Source organism: Xylanibacillus composti, assembly GCF_018403685.1.
In the GTDB taxonomy this organism is placed as follows: Bacteria; Bacillota; Bacilli; order Paenibacillales; family K13; genus Xylanibacillus; species Xylanibacillus composti.
In genome coordinates this window covers 19311-38911 of record NZ_BOVK01000069.1, presented here as the reverse complement: position 1 = coordinate 38911, position 19601 = coordinate 19311, and the positions used below count along the sequence as shown (strand labels likewise).

Below are 19601 nucleotides of genomic sequence, written 5' to 3'. Positions count from 1 at the left end.
TTAATTAGGGGGCTTGATAGGTCACCCTCTACTTCTGCACACGAGGGGCAACTCCCGTCTCAATATCCACTAGCCCTTGGGAGTATTTCCCGTCCCGAGCCACACTTTCTTCTCATTCCCGACATCCCATTTCGTTGCACATCTAGCAATTGTTGCGGAACATGTACACATGGCAGTCCTGGGAAATTGACGTAATGTCCCGCGCGGCCGAAAGTTCCGCTGCTATGACGCGACCCCGCATCTCTCCAAGCATGACGTGAGACCGCATCTCCCAAGCATGAAGCGGCCCCGCTCCGCCCGAATCATGACGCGACCCTGCATCTCTTCAAGCATAACGCGACCCCGCATCTCCCCAAGCATGAAGCGGCCCCGCTCCGCCCGAATCATGACGCTAGCCTCGCATCTCTCCAAGCATGACGTGAGCCCCGCATCTCCCGAAATGATGACGCGAGCTCCCCATTTTCCAAAAGCTACTCCTAAGGTTCTTGCATTTCGCCGCAACGTGTATTATGGTAAAAGGGAACTTCATAATTCGCATTGGTCGCTAGGGGTGCCCATAGATGCTTGGGCTGAGAGAAAGCCGGGAAGGCTTTTAACCCTTGAACCTGATCTGGATCATACCAGCGTAGGAAAGTAACCGGACCGTACAGCACAGATGCCGCATGCAGCACTCGCCTTGGATAGCCATGGCGTGCCAACTGCCGCGCGGCTTCCAGCCGGTTTCCTTCACGGAAACCGGCTTTTTTTCAATTTTGTATGCACTTCTTTCACTTCTACCCAATCGGTCGGGTACATGCGCAGGTAAGGCAAGGTCAGAATCGATTGGCGAGCTCAATGCAACCTAATCACAAGGAGGCCTGATGTCCATGTCAAACCCGACATCCACGGACATGCTGAACGCTTTTCCCAACAGCCGCAAAGTATACAAGTCAGGGTCGCGCCCGGACATACGCGTGCCGCTTCGGGAAATCGAGCAGCACGTCACGAACACTGATCAAGGAACTGCCCACAATCCGCCCGTGCGCGTGTACGATACGAGCGGGCCATACACAGATCCCGACGTGCAGACAGATGTACGCCTGGGGCTTCCGCCGCTGCGCCTCGCCTGGATTGAAGAGCGGGGAGATGTCGAAGCGTACGAAGGGCGCGCCTGGAAGCCGGAGGACGACGGGCTTCCAGTGAAACCCGCAGGCGAAAACGCGCAAGCGAGTGCGGCCGCAGCCGCCCGCCGCGAGATACCGGGCTTGCGCCGCCGTCCGCTTCGGGCCAAGCAGGGCAAGCGGGTAACGCAAATGCACTACGCACGCCAAGGACAGATCACGCCGGAAATGGAATTCATCGCCATCCGGGAAGGACTCGATCCGGAATTCGTGCGCAAGGAAGTAGCCGAAGGCCGGGCCATCATCCCTTCCAACATCAATCACCCGGAGAGCGAGCCGATGATTATCGGCAAGAACTTCCTCGTGAAGGTCAACGCCAATATCGGCAATTCCGCCGTCACCTCGTCGATTGAGGAAGAAGTCGAGAAGATGCGCTGGGCTACATTCTGGGGCGCCGATACCTTGATGGATTTGTCCACAGGCAAGGACATCCACACGACACGGCAGTGGATTATCCGCAACTGTCCGGTCCCGGTCGGTACGGTTCCGATCTATCAAGCGCTGGAAAAAGTAAATGGCAAAGCCGAGGATCTGACCTGGGAAGTGTACCGCGACACCTTGATCGAGCAAGCGGAGCAGGGCGTGGACTATTTCACCATTCATGCCGGGGTGCTGCTGCGCTATATTCCGCTTACGGTCAACCGCACGACCGGCATAGTCTCCCGCGGCGGCTCCATTATGGCCGCTTGGTGTCTCGCTCATCACGAGGAGAGCTTCCTGTATACACACTTTGAGGAAATCTGCGAAATCCTGAGCCGCTATGATGTGGCCATCTCTCTGGGCGACGGCCTGCGTCCCGGATCAATCGCCGATGCGAACGACGAAGCGCAGTTTGCCGAGTTGAGGACTCTTGGCGAGCTGACTCAAATCGCCTGGAACTATGACGTGCAGGTGATGATCGAAGGGCCGGGCCATGTACCTATGCATAAAATCAAGGAAAATGTAGACCTCCAGCAAGAAATATGCCAAGAGGCTCCCTTCTACACCTTGGGACCGCTGACTACAGACATCGCGCCAGGCTACGATCATATTACATCCGCCATCGGAGCGGCGATGATTGGATGGTTTGGCACCGCCATGCTCTGCTACGTCACGCCCAAAGAGCACCTCGGCCTGCCGAATAAGGACGATGTGCGCGAGGGCGTCATCGCCTACAAAATTGCGGCTCATGCAGCGGATCTCGCCAAAGGCCATCCGCTCGCACAGCAGCGCGATGACGCGCTGTCCAAGGCGCGCTTTGAATTTCGCTGGCTGGATCAATTCAACCTGTCGCTCGATCCGTTCCGGGCCCAGGAATTTCATGACGAGACCCTGCCGGCGGAAGGCGCCAAAACCGCGCATTTCTGCTCGATGTGCGGTCCGAAATTTTGCAGCATGAGAATTTCGCACGAGCTTCGCGCCTACGCCGACCAGAAAAATATAGATGTCGATTCTGCTATCCAAAAGGGCATGGAGGAAAAGGCCAAGCAGTACCAGGAAACAGCGGGCAAATAAACGCCTTAGCCTCCCCGCATACACAAGCCGCATCACAAACCTAGCTGCCCTCTGGGAAACGGCGATAGGCTCCCCTCAATGTAGCCCTGAATTTTGGTTTTTTCAGGTGGCTACTCAAGCGGGGAGCCGATCACGGAGCCCTGATCAGGCAGCTATTGTTGTGCGGGGATGCTTCTATATTTCGCGCAGTCTTGTCAGGACTTCACCGCTGAGATTTGCGGCTTTAGTTCTTGCCCCGGCATGTTGGCGGCAAGCAATTCGCGGTCCACGGAAGAGAGCTCATATTCGTCGGCGAATGCGTCCTTCGGTTCTTCCAGCATCGTCAAGCAGCAGACAAAGCTGACGAGCGCGCCTCCCGCCAAGATGAAGAAGAACAGCTGCGGACTGACAAACGTCAGTACGGTCAAGTAGGTCACGGAGCCGACATTTCCGTATGCGCCAGTCATGCCCGCTACCTGGCCGGTGATTCGCTTTTTGATCATGGGAATCATCGCAAAGGTCGAGCCTTCCGCGCCTTGCACGAAGATAGACGTCAAGATCGTAATGGCTACAGCCAGAATCAGCGGCCAGCTGCTCTGGATCAGCCCCATGCAGAGGAAGCCGATTGTAATGCCGCCCATGTAGAAGAGCATGACGCGCTTCCGATTGTTCAATCGATCAGACAAGTACCCGCCCAGCGGCCGTGCGAACAGATTCACGAAGGCGAAAGAAGAAGCGATAAGTCCGGCTGCAGTCGGGCTCAAGGCGAATGTCGTCTGAAAAAACATCGGCAGCATGGAGACAACTGCCAGCTCGGCGCCAAAGTTGGCAAAGTACGTGGTGTTCAGGGCAGCCACACTCTTGAACTTGTATCGATCGTCTTCAGGCACGCCTTTTCTCAAAATCGGGATGTTGACCTGCAGAATTTTGACCACTTGATAGAGGAAGACCAGCGCCAGCACTGCATAGATGATATTGACGAACGTGCCCGAAATCATCTGCGTGTTGCCCAGCTTCCAGGCAAGCAGTCCAAGCGCCCCGGCCAACGGGAACGTCCACAGGATAAGCTGCACCAGATCGCCCCAGCTGCTTACTTCCATCGCGGATGATTTCTTGGGACGCATATAGGCCTTGCCCTCCGGCGTATCCTTCACCAGCATGAAGTAAATCAGCCCGTAGATCAGACAGATGACGCCGGTAAGCGCAATCGCATACCGCCAGCCGTTCTCACCGCCGATCAGCGTCAAAGCGATCCAAGGCAATGTCATCGCTGCAAAAGCGGAGCCGAAATTGCCCCATCCTGCATAGAAGCCTTCGGCGAAGCCGATCGACTTGGGCGGGAACCATTCAGATACCATGCGAATGCCGATCACGAAGCCGGCCCCTATGCAGCTGAGCAGCAGCCGGGAAACCGCAAGCTGCGCCCAGCTGGTGCCAAAAGCGAAGATAAAGGTCGGAATGGACATGACTACAAGCAAGATGCTGAAGACAATCCTTGGCCCGAACCGATCCAGCAGGCTGCCGATCACGACCGCGCGGGCACAGTCAGCGCAACGTTCATGATGGCGAATACTGCCAGATGCTCCTGTGTCAAAAATCCGGTCTCGCTGATCATCGTCGTCGCCAACGGAGCCATATTGAACCAGGTGACAAACGTAATGAAAAAGGCGATCATCGTCAAATGCAAAACCTTCATTTCCTCATTGCGAAAACGAAACAAATCAGCAACCCTCATGTGAGTTCCCCTCCACTTTCTTTCTATTCTGAAAATGACAATATCATCTGCGTTAGTATTTCTGACGTACCATTACTCAATCAGCATCACTTCTTTTCGATTCGCCAACTAACATCAACGAAAGACCACCTCCACGCCAGTTTTGAGTCATATAATCTAACCTATCTTGTTCCCTTATATTACTCAGAGTACAACCGATGGTTGCTGAATTCAATCCCTATCGTTCGCACAAAAGCAAAAAAAATATAGTGATCGTTCATGTTTAGACATGAATCAATCACTATATCCGAATATTCGCAACTATTTAATTGGTTATTGTACGCTTTTCAAACGCTTACTTCAATTATCCGTTCGCCAATCCTGCCTTTACCCAGCCTGCTACTTGTACGGTGCGCTTCGCTTGATGCTTGACCGCAGCTTGCACATCTTCAACCATCTTGCCGTCCTGACCAACGGTCACGCTAGTGCCGTAAGGATTGCCGCCTGCACCGAAGATTACTGGGTCTGTATATCCCGGAGCAGCGATAATCATGCCATGATGGTAAAGAGCAGTGTACAGCGATAGAATCGTTTGCTCTTGACCGCCATGCGAGTTGGCAGCGGAAGACATCGCGCTTGCCACTTTATTCGCCAGCTTGCCTTGCGCCCACAAGCCGCCCGTTGTATCGAGGAACTGCTTCAGCTGGGCTGCCATGACGCCGTAGCGTGTCGGCACGCTGAAGATGAACGCGTCTGCCCATTCCAAATCGCCATGCGTCACTTCAGGCACATCCTTCACCGCTTCAATATGCGCCTTCCATGCCGGATTGGAGTTAGTCGCTTCTGGCGGAGCTGTCTCCGGCACCTTCAGCAGCTTGACCTCTGCTCCCGCTTCTTTGCCTGCTTCCGCCGCCCATTGCGCCATCTGATAGTTTGTGCCCGTAGCACTGTAGTAAATCACAGCCAATTTCACATTTGCCATTTTCTTTCCCTCCTGTAATGTAGACATCCTAGTTTTCATCTAACCTTGGACAAATTATGCAATTGCTCGCTTGCGGTTTTCAAAACCGTACAAGCAAGTGGCTCAGCGTGCCATAGCCGTAGCTTCGATGCAGCAGCTCCGGCTTCTGGTCGCCGCTTCCCATTGCGAGCACATACGGAACAAAATGTTCCGCTGACGGTACAGCTTGCACGGCGTGGGGCGCCAATGACCGATAGTCAAACAAGGCGTCGGTGTCCCAGGCCATCGTTCTCGCCAGGAGCCAGTCGTCGAATGCAACCGCCCATTCTTCAGCCCGCTCCGCTCCCCAACTTATCATGCGCAGGTTATGTACCGTTCCGCCGCTGCCAATGATCCACACTCCGCGCTCTTTCAAGGGGGCCAGCGCACGGCCAATCGCATATTGCCGCTCCGGCGGGAGAAAGGGGTTCACTGACAGTTGAACGACTGGCACATCCGCGTCCGGCCACAGGTGATGTAGTACGACCCACGCTCCATGGTCGAGACCGCGATCCTCGTTGCGTCGACTCTCCAACCCGTCTTGCTGCAGCAAGCGCTCGACCTCGGCAGCGACAGCTGTTGAGCCTTTGGCCGGGTACCTCATCGCATACAACTCAGGCTGAAAGCCGCCAAAGTCATGGATCGTATCATAGGCGCTGTCCCGCCAAGAGATGGTCGTAACCGGGCTTTCCCAGTGGGCTGTAAACAGTACTACGGCTTCGGGCTTGTCATAACGCTCGGTCAAGGCGTTCAGATCCTGCGTGTAGGCATTCTCCTCCAGCGCCAACGACGGCGAGCCATGCGCGATAAAAAATGACGGCATCCGTCCGCACCTCCTCCACTTCACGTTGTACAAGCTGCCCGCTTTTCTACTCACTTATGTTTATATATTTAATTTCTTTTCGTAAGTGATTGTAACAGAAATGTTTCTCCAAGTAAAGCGGCTTGCCCAACATCTTCTGCAACATCTCCGCTTTTCCCGGCAATTATGCATAAACAAGCAAAAAAAACAGGCCGCAACCGCCGAGCCGGTCCGCCTGTATCTGTCACGACCTCACTCAGGGGCGGTGAGTCGTCGCAAGCTTTCTGATTTCGTCGTAAGCCGGGATTGCCGGAATCGCGCCTTTCTTCCTGGTAGCCAGAGCGCCGGCCGCATTCGCGAACGCGACCAAGCCTGCCAAATCTTCTACCTGCTCGCCAGGCTTCCAGCCTGTCTCCAGCAGTTGGTACAGCATGGCCGCAACGAAGGTGTCTCCTGCTCCCGTCGTATCGACCGTTTGTACAGCAAAGCCCGGAACTAGCCCGGTATGTCCTTGCATGTTGAAGAAACAGCCCCGTTCGGCCAATGTAACGAACATCAGCGGCGTGCGGAAGCGTTCGGCGATCCGGTTCGTCCCCAATTCCAAATCATTGGTGCCGGTCAGGAAATGCAGCTCTTCCTCCGAGAGCTTCACGAAGTCAGCCAGCTGCATGCCTGCCTCTATCTTCCGCTTGGCATTCTCCAGATCGCTCCATAGAGGAGGCCGCAGGTTCGGATCGAAGGAAATGATCGTGCCGCCAATTCTGGCTCGCTGTGCCGCCTGAAGCGTTGCCGTTGCGGCAGGCTCAGCAGACATAGAGACCGAACCGAAGTGAAAGATGCGGGGACGCGTCAGCTGATCGGCAGAGACATCACTAATGTCCAGCAGCATATCCGCGCCCGGATTGCGGTAAAAGCTGAAGCTGCGATCTCCGCTCTCATCCAGATGGACGAATGCTAGCGTCGTATTCGCGCGCGAGGTGCGGACCAGTCCTCTGCAATCTATTCCACACTCTGCCAGCACATCGGCCAAATAGCGGCCGAACGCATCTTCGCCCACCTTGCCGATAAAGGCAGTCCGCTTCCCCCACTTCGCCAGAGCCGCCAGCACATTCGCCGGCGCTCCGCCCGGATTCCGTTCGAACAATGGCTGTCCCTGCTGGGATACGCCGCCAGGGGTAAAATCGATCAGAACCTCGCCAAGTGCTGTTACGTCTATGTCCCGTTTCATCTGTGTCCTCCTTGTGCTTCCCAACAGTTCAGTCATGAGTCATATGCGCCAACGTCTGTTCGAACAATTGCTCAATATGATGATCGTCAATCGAATAATACACCGTTTTGCCAGCTTTTCTGCGCTTGACGATGCGCACATTGCGCAAATACCGCAGCTGATGCGATACGGCGGATTGCGTCATGTCAAGCACCATGCAGAGATCGTGGACACACAGCTCCCCCCCCTTGGATCAGCGCGTAAAGCAGCCGTATCCGGGTCGGATCGCCCATCGCCTTATACATTTCGGCCATTGCCGTAACTTTGCCGTCACCAAGCATGCGCTCCTTCACTACCTGCGCCTGCGTCGGACTGCTGCCGTCGCAGCACACATCGCAGTCAGCCGCCTCCAGCTTCGCCATGTTGTTCACCACCGCACTCTTTTTTGAACATTATAGCATAGCTGTCCATGAACCGAGAACGTGAGCGTTCGATTCAAGAAGATCGCCGATGACCGTATCAATGTATTGATTTATTTTCCAGCCTGCTGTACACTATTCATATGAATAATTGCTCATATATTAGTAAAGAAGGTGTCTGTGATGAAAATGAATACCCCTCATGTCCATTCTGCTGCTGATCCTCATGCCCATTGCCACCATGGTCATGGCCATGCTCATCCTCATGCTCCAAGCAATAAGAAAGGATTGACTATTGCGCTAGCCATCACCAGCGGCATTATGCTGCTGGAATTTTTCGGCGGCCTGCTTACCAACAGCTTGGCGCTGTTGTCCGATTCCGGCCATATGCTGAGCGACGCCGGTTCCTTGGCGCTGAGCCTAGCTGCCATGTGGATCGCCGCACGGCCCGCATCCGGGAAGCGCACATACGGATACCACCGGTTCGAAATATTGGCCGCGCTGTTCAATGGCACCACCTTGTTCGTTATAGCCGGCTGGATCAGCTGGGAGGCATACGAACGGCTGCAGGCTCCTCCGGAAGTGTCAAGCGCTACCATGATCGGCATCGCTTCCATCGGTCTGCTGGCGAATCTGGTCAGCGCATGGGTGCTTATACGCAAAAGCGATGTGCAGGGCAACCTGAATGTCCGCAGCGCTTACCTGCACGTGCTTGGCGACGCGCTCGGGTCAGTCGGCGCCATCCTCGCAGGGTTGCTGATGCTCCTCTTCTCGTGGTACTGGGCTGATCCATTGATCAGTGTGGTTGTCGCGCTGCTGATCCTGCGAAGCGCATGGGGGGTTATCCGACGCGCGGTCCATATTCTGATGGAAGGGGCTCCTTCAGGCGTTCATACAGAGGATGTCAAGCGGTCGCTGCTGGAACTCGAGGGCGTCCTGGACGTGCATGATTTGCACATTTGGACGATTACCTCCGGCCTGGATGCCATGAGCTGCCATGTAGAAATCGAGGATGATCGGAACGAGCAGCATATTTTGCAGCAGGCGGTTCAGTTATTGGAAGAACGATACAGTCTCTCGCATGCCACGATTCAAATTGAAAAATCCGGCTTGCAGCACAGCCAGCTGAAAGTGTAATCACGCCACTTGGATAAATGCGGATCAGCCGGCAAGGATGCCGGCCAGCACAAGAGGAAACAATGTAGGATGAGGATTGCACGGGAGGTGAATCAAGATGAATCAAGGACTGATGACTGCGCTCACGGCTGTCGGCACCGCTCAGCTGTTAAAGGGACCTCTTCAATTATGGCGCAACAAGGAAGCGCGTCCCCGCACTCTCTTCGGCGCCGGCGGGATGCCCAGCGCACATTCCAGCGGCGTTGCTGCACTCGCTTCTTATATGGCCGTGCGCCGCGGAATCCGTTCGCCGGAATTTGCGATTGCCGCCATGCTGGGGATCATCGTCATGTACGACGCGATGAATCTTCGCCGCCACGCCGGTGAAATGGCCATTCAAGTGAATGATTTGGACGCGCATGTAGAAGCGCTGGCCGGCCATCATCCGGGCATCCATCATACGCGCAGGAAGCAGGAGCTTGAGGAGCGCATCGGCCATCAGCCCGTTGAAGTGCTGGGAGGAGCCTTGCTCGGCACCGCATTGGGAACGGCAAGCGCACTGTTAATCAGGCCTTGAGACCGCTTGCCTTCCATTCTCCCTCCTTCCCACTACAGCCGATCACAAAGGAGCTGAGCCGAGTGGATACAGAAGAGAGCAAGCCGGAGCTGATGGCCCTGCCGATATGGCGCTGCAAGAGTCCGGCGTGCAAAGCATGGATGCGCGAGGAGTTCACCGCCGAAGCTTATCCTGAATGCCCCATTTGCAAGGGGGACATGATAAGAGGAATCAAACATCTGCCCAAGCTCGTTACCCGCTATAAGAAAAAAAGAAATCCGCTCATGCATTAAGATCGAACCCGTCATTGTACCTTCCATTTTTGGATGAAGCATGCCCACAATCTATGCCCGGGGGACGTTCGCGGCCGCCGGGCAGGCTCCATTCTCGAATCATTTGAACAGATAAAAAGGTGATCTTCCATGAGCAGCAGCTATGACCAAAAAATCGAACAAATGAATCAGATTGAAGTATCAAATACTTGCGAAATGGTGGAGCTCTGGCTGCAGTACGACCTGTACACGCCAAGGTGGTGGGCAGGCGTAGCCTTAACAGTCCTCCCCTGGATCATCTGGTTTTTGCTGCGAAGCAAAACAAGCACCTACAGGCTGCTGCTGGTCGGTTTTTTCGTCATCATCATCACATGCTCTTTTGACTTTGTTGGCGCCAACTTTGGATTATGGTACTACAAGCATAAAGTCATCCCTTTCTTCCCGACCTACTTGCCGTGGGACACCTCCCTCTTCCCGGTAATCATCATGCTCCTGATTCAGTACAAGCCGCTTGTACATCCTTTGCTGAAGGCGATTGTTTTCTCAGGAATGTCCTCCTTCGTCGGAGAGCCCCTGATGGCCTGGCTGGACTACTACGTGATGGCAAATTGGGAATATTTCTATTCATTCCCCATCTATGTGCTTATCTATATGACCGCACACTGGCTGAGTCAGCGTACCCAATTCGCTCCGCTCCCCCGGACATCCAAGTCCTGAGCAGCGTGCCGTTGGCAAAGCTACCAAGCATATGGCCGCAAAATAAGAATGACGGCCGCCCGCTCTTGGCAGGTGCCGTCACTGCTACTTCCTATATGGGTTTCAGGCCTATTACTTCATGATGTCATGATCGACGTAACGTTCGCCGTTCAGCTCGCTGATGACGTTGATCGCAACTTTCGCGCCGTCTCCTGCGGTAATGATCGTATGCACGCTTACGCCTGCAACGGTGCCCGCAGCCCATACGCCTTCTATGTTCGTCTTGCCGTCAGCATCTGCATCCAACACGGTCTTGATACGCGGCTCCGTGCCGTCCTTCGTCTTGAGTCCGGCTTTCTCGGCAATATCAACGCCGAGGCCTGTAGCCACAATTACGTGACGAGCCTCGTATTGGCCGTTCTCTCCTTCGACCTTCAATCCTTCGCCGCTCTTCGCAATATGGACGACCGTATCTTCCACGATCTCAGCGCCAAATTTGGCGGCCTGCTTCTTGCCAAGCTCGATCAAGTCTGGGCCAGTTATTTCCATGACACCGTAATGGTTTTCTACCCAGGCTCTCTTCGTCATGCTCTTGTCGTTGTCCAATACAATGGTTTTCTTGCCCGCTTTCGCTGCGAACAAGGCCGCGCTGGCACCGGCTGGTCCAGCTCCAATAATAGCGATATCATACATGTTTGCTACAGCTCCTTCCGTGACACTTCTTCTTCACTTTCCCCGCCCGATCCGCTTCTTGCAGCCAACAGTACCTGTCGTATGCGGATCAAGCGAAACTGTGATACATGCAATTACAGTATATCAATTTCCAATCGTTTAAGCAATGCAAAGCGGCATGCCGCATTAAAGGATAGGAGACAACAGACGGGCACATGATTCCATGAAGCGCTGAGAAAGCGGACGTTCTTTGTATGCGGCAAGCGTAAGAATCCGGCAATGCTCAAGATCGTCCATAAAAATTCGTTCCAGCTCCCCGGCTTTCTGCGAATCAAAGATCAATGCGTTTACTTCAAAGTTCAGCTTAAAGCTGCGAATGTCTACATTGGCCGTTCCTACGGTCGCAACCTTCCCGTCCACCACGATTGTCTTCGCATGGAGAAAGCCTTTTTCGTAAAGATAGCAGGTAACCCCCGCTTCGAGCAGCTCGTCCAGATAGGAGATGGAGGCCCAGTACACGAGCTTGCGGTCCGGCTTGCTCGGCAGCATCATCTGCACATCGACGCCAGACAAGGCAGCCATCTTCAGCGCAGTGAACAGACTTTCATCCGGGATGAAATAGGGCGTCTGGATGAGCACATTGCGCTTGGCGCTGTTGATCATCTTGATATAGGCATTGCGAATTTGCTCCTCGGCATTGTTCGGCCCGCTTACAAGCACCTGCAGTCCGACTGCCCCTCTCCGCTCTGCTTCCGGAAAATAAGTATCGTCGCTCAGCAGCTGTTTATCCGAAGCCAACGTCCAATCGAGCAGAAACTGAGCCTGCATCTGGTGAACCGCACTGCCTTCTACCCGCAAATGCGTGTCTCGCCAAAAGCCAAAGCGCTCCGTCAGCCCCAAATACTCGTCTCCCACATTGAATCCGCCGATAAATCCAACCTTGCCGTCGATAATCGCCAGCTTGCGATGGTTGCGGTAATTGACGCGCATGTTCAAGTAAGGCACTCGTGACGGAAAGAAGGCCGCCACCATGCCCCCGGCAACCTGCAGCTCGCGCCAAAACGAGCGCGGCAGTGCCGAGCTGCCCACATCATCGACCAGCACCCGCACCTGCACACCTTCGCGGGCTTTTTCAACCAGCATGCGAACCAAGCTTCTGCCAAGATCATCGTTGCGCCATATGTAATAGAGCAGGTGAATGTGATGCCCGGCCGAGCTGATCGCATCCTTCAGGGCTGCAAATTTGGCCGAGCCTTCTGTATAAATCTGCACGGTATTGTCTTGCGTGTACAGCGACTTGCCGCTGGCCAAGTTCATATGGATCAAATCCCGGTACGCCGCAGTTTCCGCATCACTGAAACGGTAGATCGGCAGATCTTCCCGCTGCTTGGCCAGCGCATCCTGAAATACCTTCACATTTTCCTCAGTCAGCTTATAGATTTTGCGCCGGCTCAAATTTTGCCCGAGCAGCATGTAGACGACAAATCCGACGCCGGGCAGCAGGAAGAGAACCATCAGCCATGCCCAGGTAGCGCCGACATTGCGCCGCTCCAGGAAGATGACTGCAACTGCAAGCAGCATGTTGACCGCGAAGATCAAAGAAGACAATGTCGTCAAGACATCGACATGCATCGTTAGGCCCCCACCTTTCATTGGCTTGCCATGATCCCGGTTTGCCCGGTATACGTTTCGGGCGAAACCGGATTTGGCTAATTCTTTGTCTCCGCAGCATATTCGGCAATCACCTGAAGAAACGCCCGACCATAGCGGGCCAGCTTGCGTTCTCCCACACCCTTGACCTCGCCGAGCTCGGCCTCGCTTGCAGGCAAGCGCACGCACATTTCCCGCAGCGTCGCGTCATGGAAGATCGTGAATGGCGGCACCTTCGCCTTGTCAGCGAGCGATTTGCGAAGCTGGCGCAGCCGGTCGAACAGCTCGTCGTCGCCAGCCAGCATAATCCGTTCAGCGGCTTGCTCCACAATCGTGACGCGCTGCTCTACCCGTTCCTTCCCTTCCAGCACAGCGACTGCTCTCTGGGTCAGGGACAGTACCGGGAATTGGCTGTCCGACAACCGCAGATAGCCGTCCGCGGCAAGCACGTTAATCAGCTGCACGATTTCCTTTTCCTTGTAGCTGCCCATCACCCCATAGGTAGGCAGCCGGTCAAAGCCGAACTGCCGCACCTTCGCATCCTTGGCCCCGCGCAGCACCTTCGCTGTAATCGTAATGCCGAAACGTTGCTTCATGCGGACTACGCAAGAAAAAATCTTCTGCGCATGCTCCGTAATATCTGTCACTTCCCGCTCATCCGTGCAGCTGCTGCAGCGTCCGCACTCTGCTGCATCCTGCTCCCCGAAATACGTCACAACATGCTTCTGCAAGCAGCCTGTCGTATGGCAGTAGTCAATCATGTCGCGCAAGTTGGCGTACTCCATCTGCTTGCGCTGCTCGTCGGACTCGCCTTGCTCGATCAGGAACTTTTGCGTCATGGTGTCCTGCGGCGCATAAAGCAGCACACATTCTCCCGGCTCGCCGTCCCTGCCCGCTCTGCCGGCTTCCTGATAGTAGGATTCGAGATTTTTCGGTACATTATAATGCAGGACGAAGCGCACATTGGACTTGTCTATGCCCATGCCGAAGGCGTTCGTGGCCACCATCACCTTCAGCTCATCATAGAGAAATTTCTCCTGGCTTTCCGCCCGCTCTTGCTCGCTCAAACCGGCATGATAGCGTCCGGCCTCAATGCCGAGCCGAAGCAAGTAATCCCGGCAGCTATCCACCTCCTTGCGCGTGGAGGCGTAGATGATGCCGGACTGTCCGGCTCGCTGCTGCATGTAGGAGGCCAGAAATTTGCGCTTGTCTACACCCTTGACGACGGAGAAGGTCAGGTTCTCCCGCGCATATCCGGTTGTCACGCGCACCGGCCGACTCAGCTTCAGATGCTGGACGATATCCTCCTTCACCTTGTCGGTTGCTGTCGCGGTAAAGGCCGCCACTACCGGCCGCGGATGAATCTGGCGCAGCAGCTTCGGGATTTGCATATAGCTTGGCCGAAAGTCGTGTCCCCATTGCGAAACACAATGCGCCTCGTCAACGGCAATCAGCGGTATATGCAGGGAAGAGACCAAACGCATAAACCGCTCCGAATCCAGTCGCTCCGGGGCAATATATATCATTTTGTAGCGGCCTTCTTCCATTTCCTGCATCGTCCTGTTCAGCTCATCCGCACGAAGTGTGCTATTGAGGAAGGCGGTCGCAATGCCTGTCTCATTCAACGCGTCCACCTGATCCTTCATTAGAGAAATCAGCGGGGACACAACCAAGGTCGTGCCCGGCAGCATCAGGGCCGGAAGCTGGTAGCAAATCGATTTCCCCGCTCCTGTCGGCATGACAGCCAGCGCATCCCGTCCGTCCAGCAGCGCGCTGACCAGCTCCTCTTGTCCCTTGCGAAATGCATCATACCCAAACCATTGTTTGAGCGCCTGTCTGGCTTGCTCGATCATGACAACCTCTCCTTTACACCCACGACAGTGAAGAGCAGCTTCGATGCTATTCCTGTTCCTGCCGCGGGGCCCGATACAACACCCGTGAAAGTGAAGGGCAGCTTCGCAGCCGATTCTGCTATTTTCACGGGGCCCGACACAAAATGCTCGAATTCTGTATTTCTCAGTCTGCAGTCGTTCGCTATAATAGATTCAGAAGAATATGTGAGAAAAGGAAGTGATCCCATGTTTCGTACGGCGATCGGCCGCCTGAGGGTGATCGGGCTGCTTGAAGGACTATCCTACCTCATTTTGCTCGGCATTGCCATGCCCCTCAAATATGCGTTGGACATGCCGACGATGGTTTCCGTTGTCGGGATGGCCCACGGCGTCCTGTTCATTCTGTTCTGCCTCGCCGCCCTGCATGTCATGATTCGGCACCGCAAGTCCTTCCTTTGGGGTTTGGGCGCCTTTGTCGCTTCGCTCTTGCCATTCGGCACATTCGTACTGGACCGCAGGCTCCGTGACGAAACCTCCAGCTAGATAGCTGCATGCAACTTACCCGGCCGATCCGTGCTCGGGTGATTTGGCATGCTCGATCAAGCGCTCCAGCCGATGCAGATGAAAGCCGTAGTCAAAAATCGCCGAACCGACCAGCAACAGGCGCACGTTGTCTTCATCGGCCTGGTAAAACCCCATAACCTGGTGCATAAACAGCCCGTTGTCCCGGATCATCTCCCGGCTGCGGGTCTCTTTCCCCTTAATGGTCCCCTCATATTTCAGCAAGACATATTCATGGTACGTAATCAGATGCTCGATATGTTTGTCAAATATATCTCCCGCTTCGGCGTGATGCGTGCTCTGGAAATAGTGCTTCGTCACAATATCCAGCACCTCGGCCCCCTTGTGGAGCGTCAGCAGCATCTTCTTGAACACGACAAACCGCCGCGCGTTAATGACATGAACCGGCTTGACCCGCTTCAGCTTGCGCCGCTCCTCATTGAACAAGCTGAACAGCTCATCCAGCTTTTCCAGCTTCGTCCGCAGCTCCTCCCGCTGCCGGCGGAACGCTTTTTCCGTCATTTCATTCGAGATCGACGTTCGCAGCAGCAGCGACATCTGGTCGAATGCGGCATGTACCCCTTCTACGAACTGCTTCTCATGCCGGGGCGGCCACAGGGCAATATTGACGATGAAGGCCGATGCCATGCCGACCATAATGATCGCGAAGCGATTGAGAGCAAACGTCCAGTCATCGCCTGGCGCATCCATAATGACCAATACGGTGACCATGGTGAGGGCGATCGTTTTCTCCGCCTTCAGCTTTAAGCTTATCATGATGACAAGAACCGACACAATGCCGATCACGATCGGACTGTTCCCCAAACTGATCACCGCGAGCATGGCGACGGCCGCTCCAAGCACGTTCGCTTGAACCTGCTCGAAAACCTGCCGCCACGTCCTGTAAATCGAAGGCTGAATCGTGAAGATTGCCGCAACCGCTGCAAATATGGCAGGCGTCAGCCCAAGAAGGGCGCTCACATACAAGGCCAGCACAATCGACAGCCCTGTCTTGATGACACGCGGACCCATGGTCATGATTACACGAGCCTCCTCTTTGTGATCTATCCTTATTTTACCTTTCCTTCAGGCTGACTTGCAAAATTACTGATTTGACGGGTGATTCCGCCTCCTTCGTCAGGATTACCAACATTTGCGTAATGCAATCCTTTCTCTTCACTGGTTACTATGGTAATAGATTAACGAATAGGAGGAATCTAGCACAAATGAAAATGAAAAAAAGAATAGCTGCATCCGTCATTGCATTGAGCTTACTTGCTCCTTCAACCGCTTTAGGCGCCTATCAAGCCGAAGTCACCTATGGAGTCAACTTCCGGTGGGCTCCGAGCACTGACGGCGGCATTCACCGCATGCTGAACAAAGGCGAGCCCGTTCAAGTCATTGAACAGGTGAACAATTACTGGCTCAAGGTCAAGACGCAGGAAGGCATGGTCGGGTACATATCCGCGGATGACAAATATACGAAATACGTTTCGTCAGCCGTCACATCGCCAGCTTCCAGCGGCACGATTACAAGCTCTGTCAACTTCCGCTCCGCCCCGAGGGTAGCGAACAACCAGATTGGACTTATCCGCAAGGGGACGGTCGTTCAAGTGCTTGAGGTCACGAACAGCTACTGGGTTAAAATCAATCACAACGGTACCGTTGGATACATATCTTCCAACTATATATCGCACTCCGGCGCTCCCAGCCAGCCCAGCACAGGTTCGGGCAGCACGTCCAGTGCCAAGGCAGACGCTATCATTGCCACCGCGCAAAGCCTCAGCGGCAAAGTGACCTATTCGTATGGCGTGCGCAATCCAAGCAGATGGATTTTTGACTGCTCCTCCTTTACACAGTATGTGTATGGACAGCACGGCGTCTCCATGAAATGGGGCACCCGCTATCAGCAGCACGAGGGCTCAGCCGTCAGCAAGAGCAACCTGAAGCGGGGCGACCTCGTCTTCTTTGACACGAACAGCAACGGCTCGATTAACCATGTCGGCATTTATATGGGAGGCGGCCAATTTATTCACAACAAGCCATCCTCGAACGGAGTCGCCATTGATACGCTGAATTCCGGCTACTGGCAGGACAAGTATGTAAAGGCAAGACGCGTCCTGTAAGGCAATGATAAACTCTTCATCCTATTGCTAAAGGAGCTGTCTCCAAGTCCAATGACTTGAGAGACAGCTTCTTGTTTTCAGGTCTGCCTGCGCTCCATACGGGAAATAATACCGCTCGCAGGCGGCTGCAGCCCTGGCCTTACAACACTTGAAAGATGGGCGGATTCGCAGCAAAATGAACCGGCACATCCGGGAATCGGGTCTGCAGGCGATCCGCCAGCAGCTTCATCCCTGCCGCCTCGCTCTCGGCATGCCCCAGCACGATCAACGCCTTCCCCCTGCCTTGGCGAACCGCATCGCGGACATATTCGGGGGTTTCCCATTCCGGACCTTCCCCATATACAACCAAGTCCAGTTGCTCTCGCTCGAATAACGGAATCGCATGCTCTCCCCCGCCCCGGTATCCGGCTAACAGCCCGATCCGTTCGCAAGTCTGGTCCAGACCGCCCGTCACGCGGACATAGGACAGACCCAGTTGGCGCTTTACATATTGCGCAATTTCCCGGACAGTAACCGGGGGCAGCTGAACGACTGAGGCGACTGCTTCATGTCTGACAGCCCGGTCGCTCCAAGCCAGCGCTTCCAGCAGTCCTTCCATAATCCCGTCCGGCTGATAGCGGTGCCAGTAATCATGAAACCGGAATAATGCCAGCCCCGCTTCGCGAATGCAAGCGTCCTTGGCAAGATAGACCGGGTCCTGCTTCAACGCTTGCACGAAGCTGTCTTGATGGCTGAAAAATGGCCCTTCGTGGGCAACAATCAAATTGGCGCCTAGCTCCACCGCTTCTTCCAACACTGCCTGCGTCGGCATAAACGTTGTAACAATCCCGGTTACCTCTGCCTCCGGATCCCCATATTTCAACGTATCCACCGTTGGCTCCAGCACGCCTACTGGCTCGGTAAGCGCCCGCATCACTTGACTGATGGTAGTTTTCATCCTATGGCTCCCCTCATTCGCGACAATATTCACTCTCCCCTTCTTATCATACAGCCCCGCTTATGTCTACTGTTTCCCGTAGCTATTGCGCCTGAAGCTCCCCGCAAGCCAGATGGCCAATGGAAACAGCACCCCGAAGATAGCACCGTAAATCGGCCAAACTTTCAAGGAGTTCATGGCGGCGGCCCTATTGGGCCAACCAATCGGCGCCATAAAGAAAGCCAACGTAACGAGCGGTATCAGCAGGGAACGGTAATCCTTCAAGCGGAGGACGCCAGCCAGCGCGTATGCGGAAACATAGAGCAGCAAGGACATTCGAAAAAAAATGGTAATGTACCACAAAACAGCTACCATCACCTCGAACCTCTCGTAAAATATGCCTATGCTGATCGTGCGTACAACAAAATAGCTCGGATAGACGAGATCTGCCACGACTTCATGACCGAGAACCACAATCACCATGAACAAGGTGACAAAGAACATGCCTCCGCTTAATAGCCCGCTCCAAACCACTGCTTTTTTCCACTTCCGCACATCCTGCATGTGCGCAGATAAAAAGAGAAACAGCACCCCTTCGTAGTAGGGAAAGGCGATCAAAGATAGCGAGGCCAGCATGATCGGTTTGAAGCCATTCTCGTAAACGGGCAGTATTTGTTCAAGCTCTACGCTGGGAAACAAGGAGACGGTAAGGACAACAAACAAGAAGAGGACGAGAAAAAACAATATTTCCGCTGTCCGGCCAATCGACGTAATTCCTTTGTGCACCACGTAAAAAACAGCGAAAAGCATGAGCAAGTAAACCGCCTCGGGAGGCGTTTCCGGCATCATGACACCAGTGATAAAGTCGCCCAGGTCTCTTAGGACCAGTGTAAAGATGAAAAACGGAAAGGCCGCAATAAACACGATGATGCTCATGCTCCCTAGCCACTTTCCCAGGATGGAGGTCACATGTTCGTGAAAGGCAATCCCGTTCAGCCGATTGGCAAGCGGCATATAGAGTAGAACAATCAGCAAATAGACGGCTATCGCAATTGGGACGGAAATCCAAGCATCCTGCTTCGCAATATAAACCAGCGTAGAAGGAAGCACCAGAAAGGCGCTTCCAAGCTGATGCATCGCAAACCACAGGATCGCTTGACGAGTCGTAAGTGTCATGGAATGGAGCACCTCCATATCGGGGTTAAGAAAGCCATGTTTCCAGCATATTCGTCAATGGCCGAAACACAGCTGCGACAAAATCCAAAAGAAATGGCAGCTTCACATGAAGCATAAGCAGAATACCCAGCAGCATGCCGCCAGACAGTATGCAGGCGCTTGCCGCGATGTCCCGGTAATGTTTATCCCGCATCCATCGCCAATATGACCCCAGCGCGGCGCCGAGCGAAATCAGCATGCCCAACAGCAGCAC

General features: G+C 54.4%; 19 protein-coding genes, 1 pseudogene and 1 riboswitch. Of the genes and pseudogenes, 7 read left to right on the top strand and 13 right to left on the bottom strand.

The genetic code is table 11. From position 1 onward, the window contains the following. Window positions 1-536 precede the first annotated feature (536 nt). Window positions 537-649: riboswitch (TPP riboswitch) on the top strand. 217 nt (window positions 650-866) lie between these two features. Continuing rightward, the gene (thiC, locus tag XYCOK13_RS19415) at window positions 867-2654 is read left to right on the top strand and encodes a phosphomethylpyrimidine synthase ThiC (protein WP_244865278.1); all 1788 of its coding nucleotides are present in this window, start codon (window positions 867-869) and stop codon (window positions 2652-2654) included. A 194-nt stretch (window positions 2655-2848) separates the two neighbouring features. Here thiC and XYCOK13_RS19410 read toward each other — a convergent pair whose 3' ends face one another. The 6 genes and pseudogenes from XYCOK13_RS19410 to XYCOK13_RS19390 form a co-directional block, all read right to left on the bottom strand. Further along, on the bottom strand, window positions 2849-4162 hold the full coding sequence (locus XYCOK13_RS19410) for an MFS transporter (RefSeq protein ID WP_244865277.1): 1314 nt from the start codon (window positions 4160-4162) through the stop codon (window positions 2849-2851). Then, window positions 4159-4368, bottom strand: a complete 210-nt coding sequence (locus XYCOK13_RS22070; protein WP_244865276.1) for a hypothetical protein — start codon at window positions 4366-4368, stop codon at window positions 4159-4161. Before XYCOK13_RS22070 ends, XYCOK13_RS19410 begins: the two co-directional genes overlap by 4 nt. Window positions 4369-4711: 343 nt before the next feature. Beyond that, entirely contained in the window at window positions 4712-5329 is a 618-nt protein-coding gene (gene wrbA, locus XYCOK13_RS19405; RefSeq protein ID WP_213413899.1) for an NAD(P)H:quinone oxidoreductase, read from the bottom strand. 79 nt (window positions 5330-5408) lie between these two features. Next, window positions 5409-6170 (bottom strand): DODA-type extradiol aromatic ring-opening family dioxygenase, encoded by a 762-nt coding sequence (locus XYCOK13_RS19400; protein ID WP_213413898.1) that lies wholly within the window; start codon window positions 6168-6170, stop codon window positions 5409-5411. Window positions 6171-6405: 235 nt separating this feature from the next. Then, window positions 6406-7377 carry a carbohydrate kinase family protein gene (locus tag XYCOK13_RS19395; RefSeq protein ID WP_213413897.1) on the bottom strand — a complete coding sequence of 324 codons (972 nt, stop codon included), beginning with the start codon at window positions 7375-7377 and terminating at the stop codon, window positions 6406-6408. Between the two features lie 28 nt (window positions 7378-7405). Then, a pseudogene (locus tag XYCOK13_RS19390) lies at window positions 7406-7778 on the bottom strand (ArsR/SmtB family transcription factor). Window positions 7779-7964: 186 nt separating this feature from the next. Between XYCOK13_RS19390 and XYCOK13_RS19385 the strand changes: the two are divergent. The 4 genes from XYCOK13_RS19385 to XYCOK13_RS19370 all read left to right on the top strand — a co-directional run bounded on the left by XYCOK13_RS19385 (window position 7965) and on the right by XYCOK13_RS19370 (window position 10436). Then, window positions 7965-8912: a cation diffusion facilitator family transporter gene (locus XYCOK13_RS19385; protein ID WP_213413902.1), complete on the top strand. Its 948-nt coding sequence runs from the start codon at window positions 7965-7967 to the stop codon at window positions 8910-8912. A gap of 97 nt (window positions 8913-9009) precedes the next feature. Next, a complete protein-coding gene (locus XYCOK13_RS19380; protein WP_213413896.1) occupies window positions 9010-9468 on the top strand; it encodes a divergent PAP2 family protein in 459 nt (152 codons plus the stop codon). 62 nt (window positions 9469-9530) lie between these two features. Beyond that, window positions 9531-9740, top strand: coding sequence for a cold-inducible protein YdjO-related protein (locus XYCOK13_RS19375; RefSeq protein ID WP_244865275.1), 210 nt, complete (start codon window positions 9531-9533; stop codon window positions 9738-9740). Window positions 9741-9869: 129 nt separating this feature from the next. After that, entirely contained in the window at window positions 9870-10436 is a 567-nt protein-coding gene (locus XYCOK13_RS19370; RefSeq protein ID WP_213413895.1) for a CBO0543 family protein, read from the top strand. Between the two features lie 111 nt (window positions 10437-10547). Here XYCOK13_RS19370 and XYCOK13_RS19365 read toward each other — a convergent pair whose 3' ends face one another. The 3 genes from XYCOK13_RS19365 to recQ form a co-directional block, all read right to left on the bottom strand. Then, window positions 10548-11108: an FAD-dependent oxidoreductase gene (locus XYCOK13_RS19365; RefSeq protein ID WP_213413894.1), complete on the bottom strand. Its 561-nt coding sequence runs from the start codon at window positions 11106-11108 to the stop codon at window positions 10548-10550. A gap of 165 nt (window positions 11109-11273) precedes the next feature. After that, complete coding sequence (cls, locus tag XYCOK13_RS19360) at window positions 11274-12719, bottom strand: cardiolipin synthase (protein ID WP_213413893.1); 1446 nt, start codon at window positions 12717-12719, stop codon at window positions 11274-11276. A 77-nt stretch (window positions 12720-12796) separates the two neighbouring features. Next, window positions 12797-14590 carry a DNA helicase RecQ gene (gene recQ, locus XYCOK13_RS19355; protein WP_213413892.1) on the bottom strand — a complete coding sequence of 598 codons (1794 nt, stop codon included), beginning with the start codon at window positions 14588-14590 and terminating at the stop codon, window positions 12797-12799. A gap of 225 nt (window positions 14591-14815) precedes the next feature. Between recQ and XYCOK13_RS19350 the strand changes: the two genes are divergently transcribed. Next, entirely contained in the window at window positions 14816-15112 is a 297-nt protein-coding gene (locus XYCOK13_RS19350) for a DUF3817 domain-containing protein (protein ID WP_213413891.1), read from the top strand. Between the two features lie 15 nt (window positions 15113-15127). Here XYCOK13_RS19350 and XYCOK13_RS19345 read toward each other — a convergent pair whose 3' ends face one another. Further along, window positions 15128-16168 carry an FUSC family protein gene (locus XYCOK13_RS19345; protein WP_213413890.1) on the bottom strand — a complete coding sequence of 347 codons (1041 nt, stop codon included), beginning with the start codon at window positions 16166-16168 and terminating at the stop codon, window positions 15128-15130. Between the two features lie 188 nt (window positions 16169-16356). Here XYCOK13_RS19345 and XYCOK13_RS19340 point away from each other — a divergent pair, with 188 nt between their 5' ends. Then, window positions 16357-17256: a C40 family peptidase gene (locus tag XYCOK13_RS19340; protein ID WP_213413889.1), complete on the top strand. Its 900-nt coding sequence runs from the start codon at window positions 16357-16359 to the stop codon at window positions 17254-17256. Between the two features lie 139 nt (window positions 17257-17395). On the opposite strand, the gene XYCOK13_RS19335 is transcribed toward XYCOK13_RS19340, so the two are convergent. The 3 genes from XYCOK13_RS19335 to XYCOK13_RS19325 all read right to left on the bottom strand — a co-directional run bounded on the left by XYCOK13_RS19335 (window position 17396) and on the right by XYCOK13_RS19325 (window position 19601). Further along, window positions 17396-18193 carry a Nif3-like dinuclear metal center hexameric protein gene (locus XYCOK13_RS19335; RefSeq protein WP_213413888.1) on the bottom strand — a complete coding sequence of 266 codons (798 nt, stop codon included), beginning with the start codon at window positions 18191-18193 and terminating at the stop codon, window positions 17396-17398. A 66-nt stretch (window positions 18194-18259) separates the two neighbouring features. Then, complete coding sequence (locus XYCOK13_RS19330) at window positions 18260-19348, bottom strand: GerAB/ArcD/ProY family transporter (RefSeq protein WP_213413887.1); 1089 nt, start codon at window positions 19346-19348, stop codon at window positions 18260-18262. Window positions 19349-19373: 25 nt separating this feature from the next. Next, complete coding sequence (locus XYCOK13_RS19325) at window positions 19374-19601, bottom strand: hypothetical protein (RefSeq protein WP_213413886.1); 228 nt, start codon at window positions 19599-19601, stop codon at window positions 19374-19376.

Excerpts from the sequence above, each read along its gene's own strand:
- thiC (WP_244865278.1), top strand. The coding sequence starts at position 867 with ATGTCAAACCCGACATCCACGGACATGCTGAACGCTTTTCCCAACAGC.
- XYCOK13_RS22070 (WP_244865276.1), bottom strand. The coding sequence starts at position 4,368 with ATGAGGGTTGCTGATTTGTTTCGTTTTCGCAATGAGGAAATGAAGGTT.
- wrbA (WP_213413899.1), bottom strand. The coding sequence starts at position 5,329 with ATGGCAAATGTGAAATTGGCTGTGATTTACTACAGTGCTACGGGCACA.
- XYCOK13_RS19400 (WP_213413898.1), bottom strand. The coding sequence starts at position 6,170 with ATGCCGTCATTTTTTATCGCGCATGGCTCGCCGTCGTTGGCGCTGGAG.
- XYCOK13_RS19395 (WP_213413897.1), bottom strand. The coding sequence starts at position 7,377 with ATGAAACGGGACATAGACGTAACAGCACTTGGCGAGGTTCTGATCGAT.
- XYCOK13_RS19385 (WP_213413902.1), top strand. The coding sequence starts at position 7,965 with ATGAATACCCCTCATGTCCATTCTGCTGCTGATCCTCATGCCCATTGC.
- XYCOK13_RS19380 (WP_213413896.1), top strand. The coding sequence starts at position 9,010 with ATGAATCAAGGACTGATGACTGCGCTCACGGCTGTCGGCACCGCTCAG.
- XYCOK13_RS19370 (WP_213413895.1), top strand. The coding sequence starts at position 9,870 with ATGAGCAGCAGCTATGACCAAAAAATCGAACAAATGAATCAGATTGAA.
- XYCOK13_RS19365 (WP_213413894.1), bottom strand. The coding sequence starts at position 11,108 with ATGTATGATATCGCTATTATTGGAGCTGGACCAGCCGGTGCCAGCGCG.
- cls (WP_213413893.1), bottom strand. The coding sequence starts at position 12,719 with ATGCATGTCGATGTCTTGACGACATTGTCTTCTTTGATCTTCGCGGTC.
- recQ (WP_213413892.1), bottom strand. The coding sequence starts at position 14,590 with ATGATCGAGCAAGCCAGACAGGCGCTCAAACAATGGTTTGGGTATGAT.
- XYCOK13_RS19350 (WP_213413891.1), top strand. The coding sequence starts at position 14,816 with ATGTTTCGTACGGCGATCGGCCGCCTGAGGGTGATCGGGCTGCTTGAA.
- XYCOK13_RS19345 (WP_213413890.1), bottom strand. The coding sequence starts at position 16,168 with ATGACCATGGGTCCGCGTGTCATCAAGACAGGGCTGTCGATTGTGCTG.
- XYCOK13_RS19340 (WP_213413889.1), top strand. The coding sequence starts at position 16,357 with ATGAAAATGAAAAAAAGAATAGCTGCATCCGTCATTGCATTGAGCTTA.
- XYCOK13_RS19335 (WP_213413888.1), bottom strand. The coding sequence starts at position 18,193 with ATGAAAACTACCATCAGTCAAGTGATGCGGGCGCTTACCGAGCCAGTA.
- XYCOK13_RS19330 (WP_213413887.1), bottom strand. The coding sequence starts at position 19,348 with ATGACACTTACGACTCGTCAAGCGATCCTGTGGTTTGCGATGCATCAG.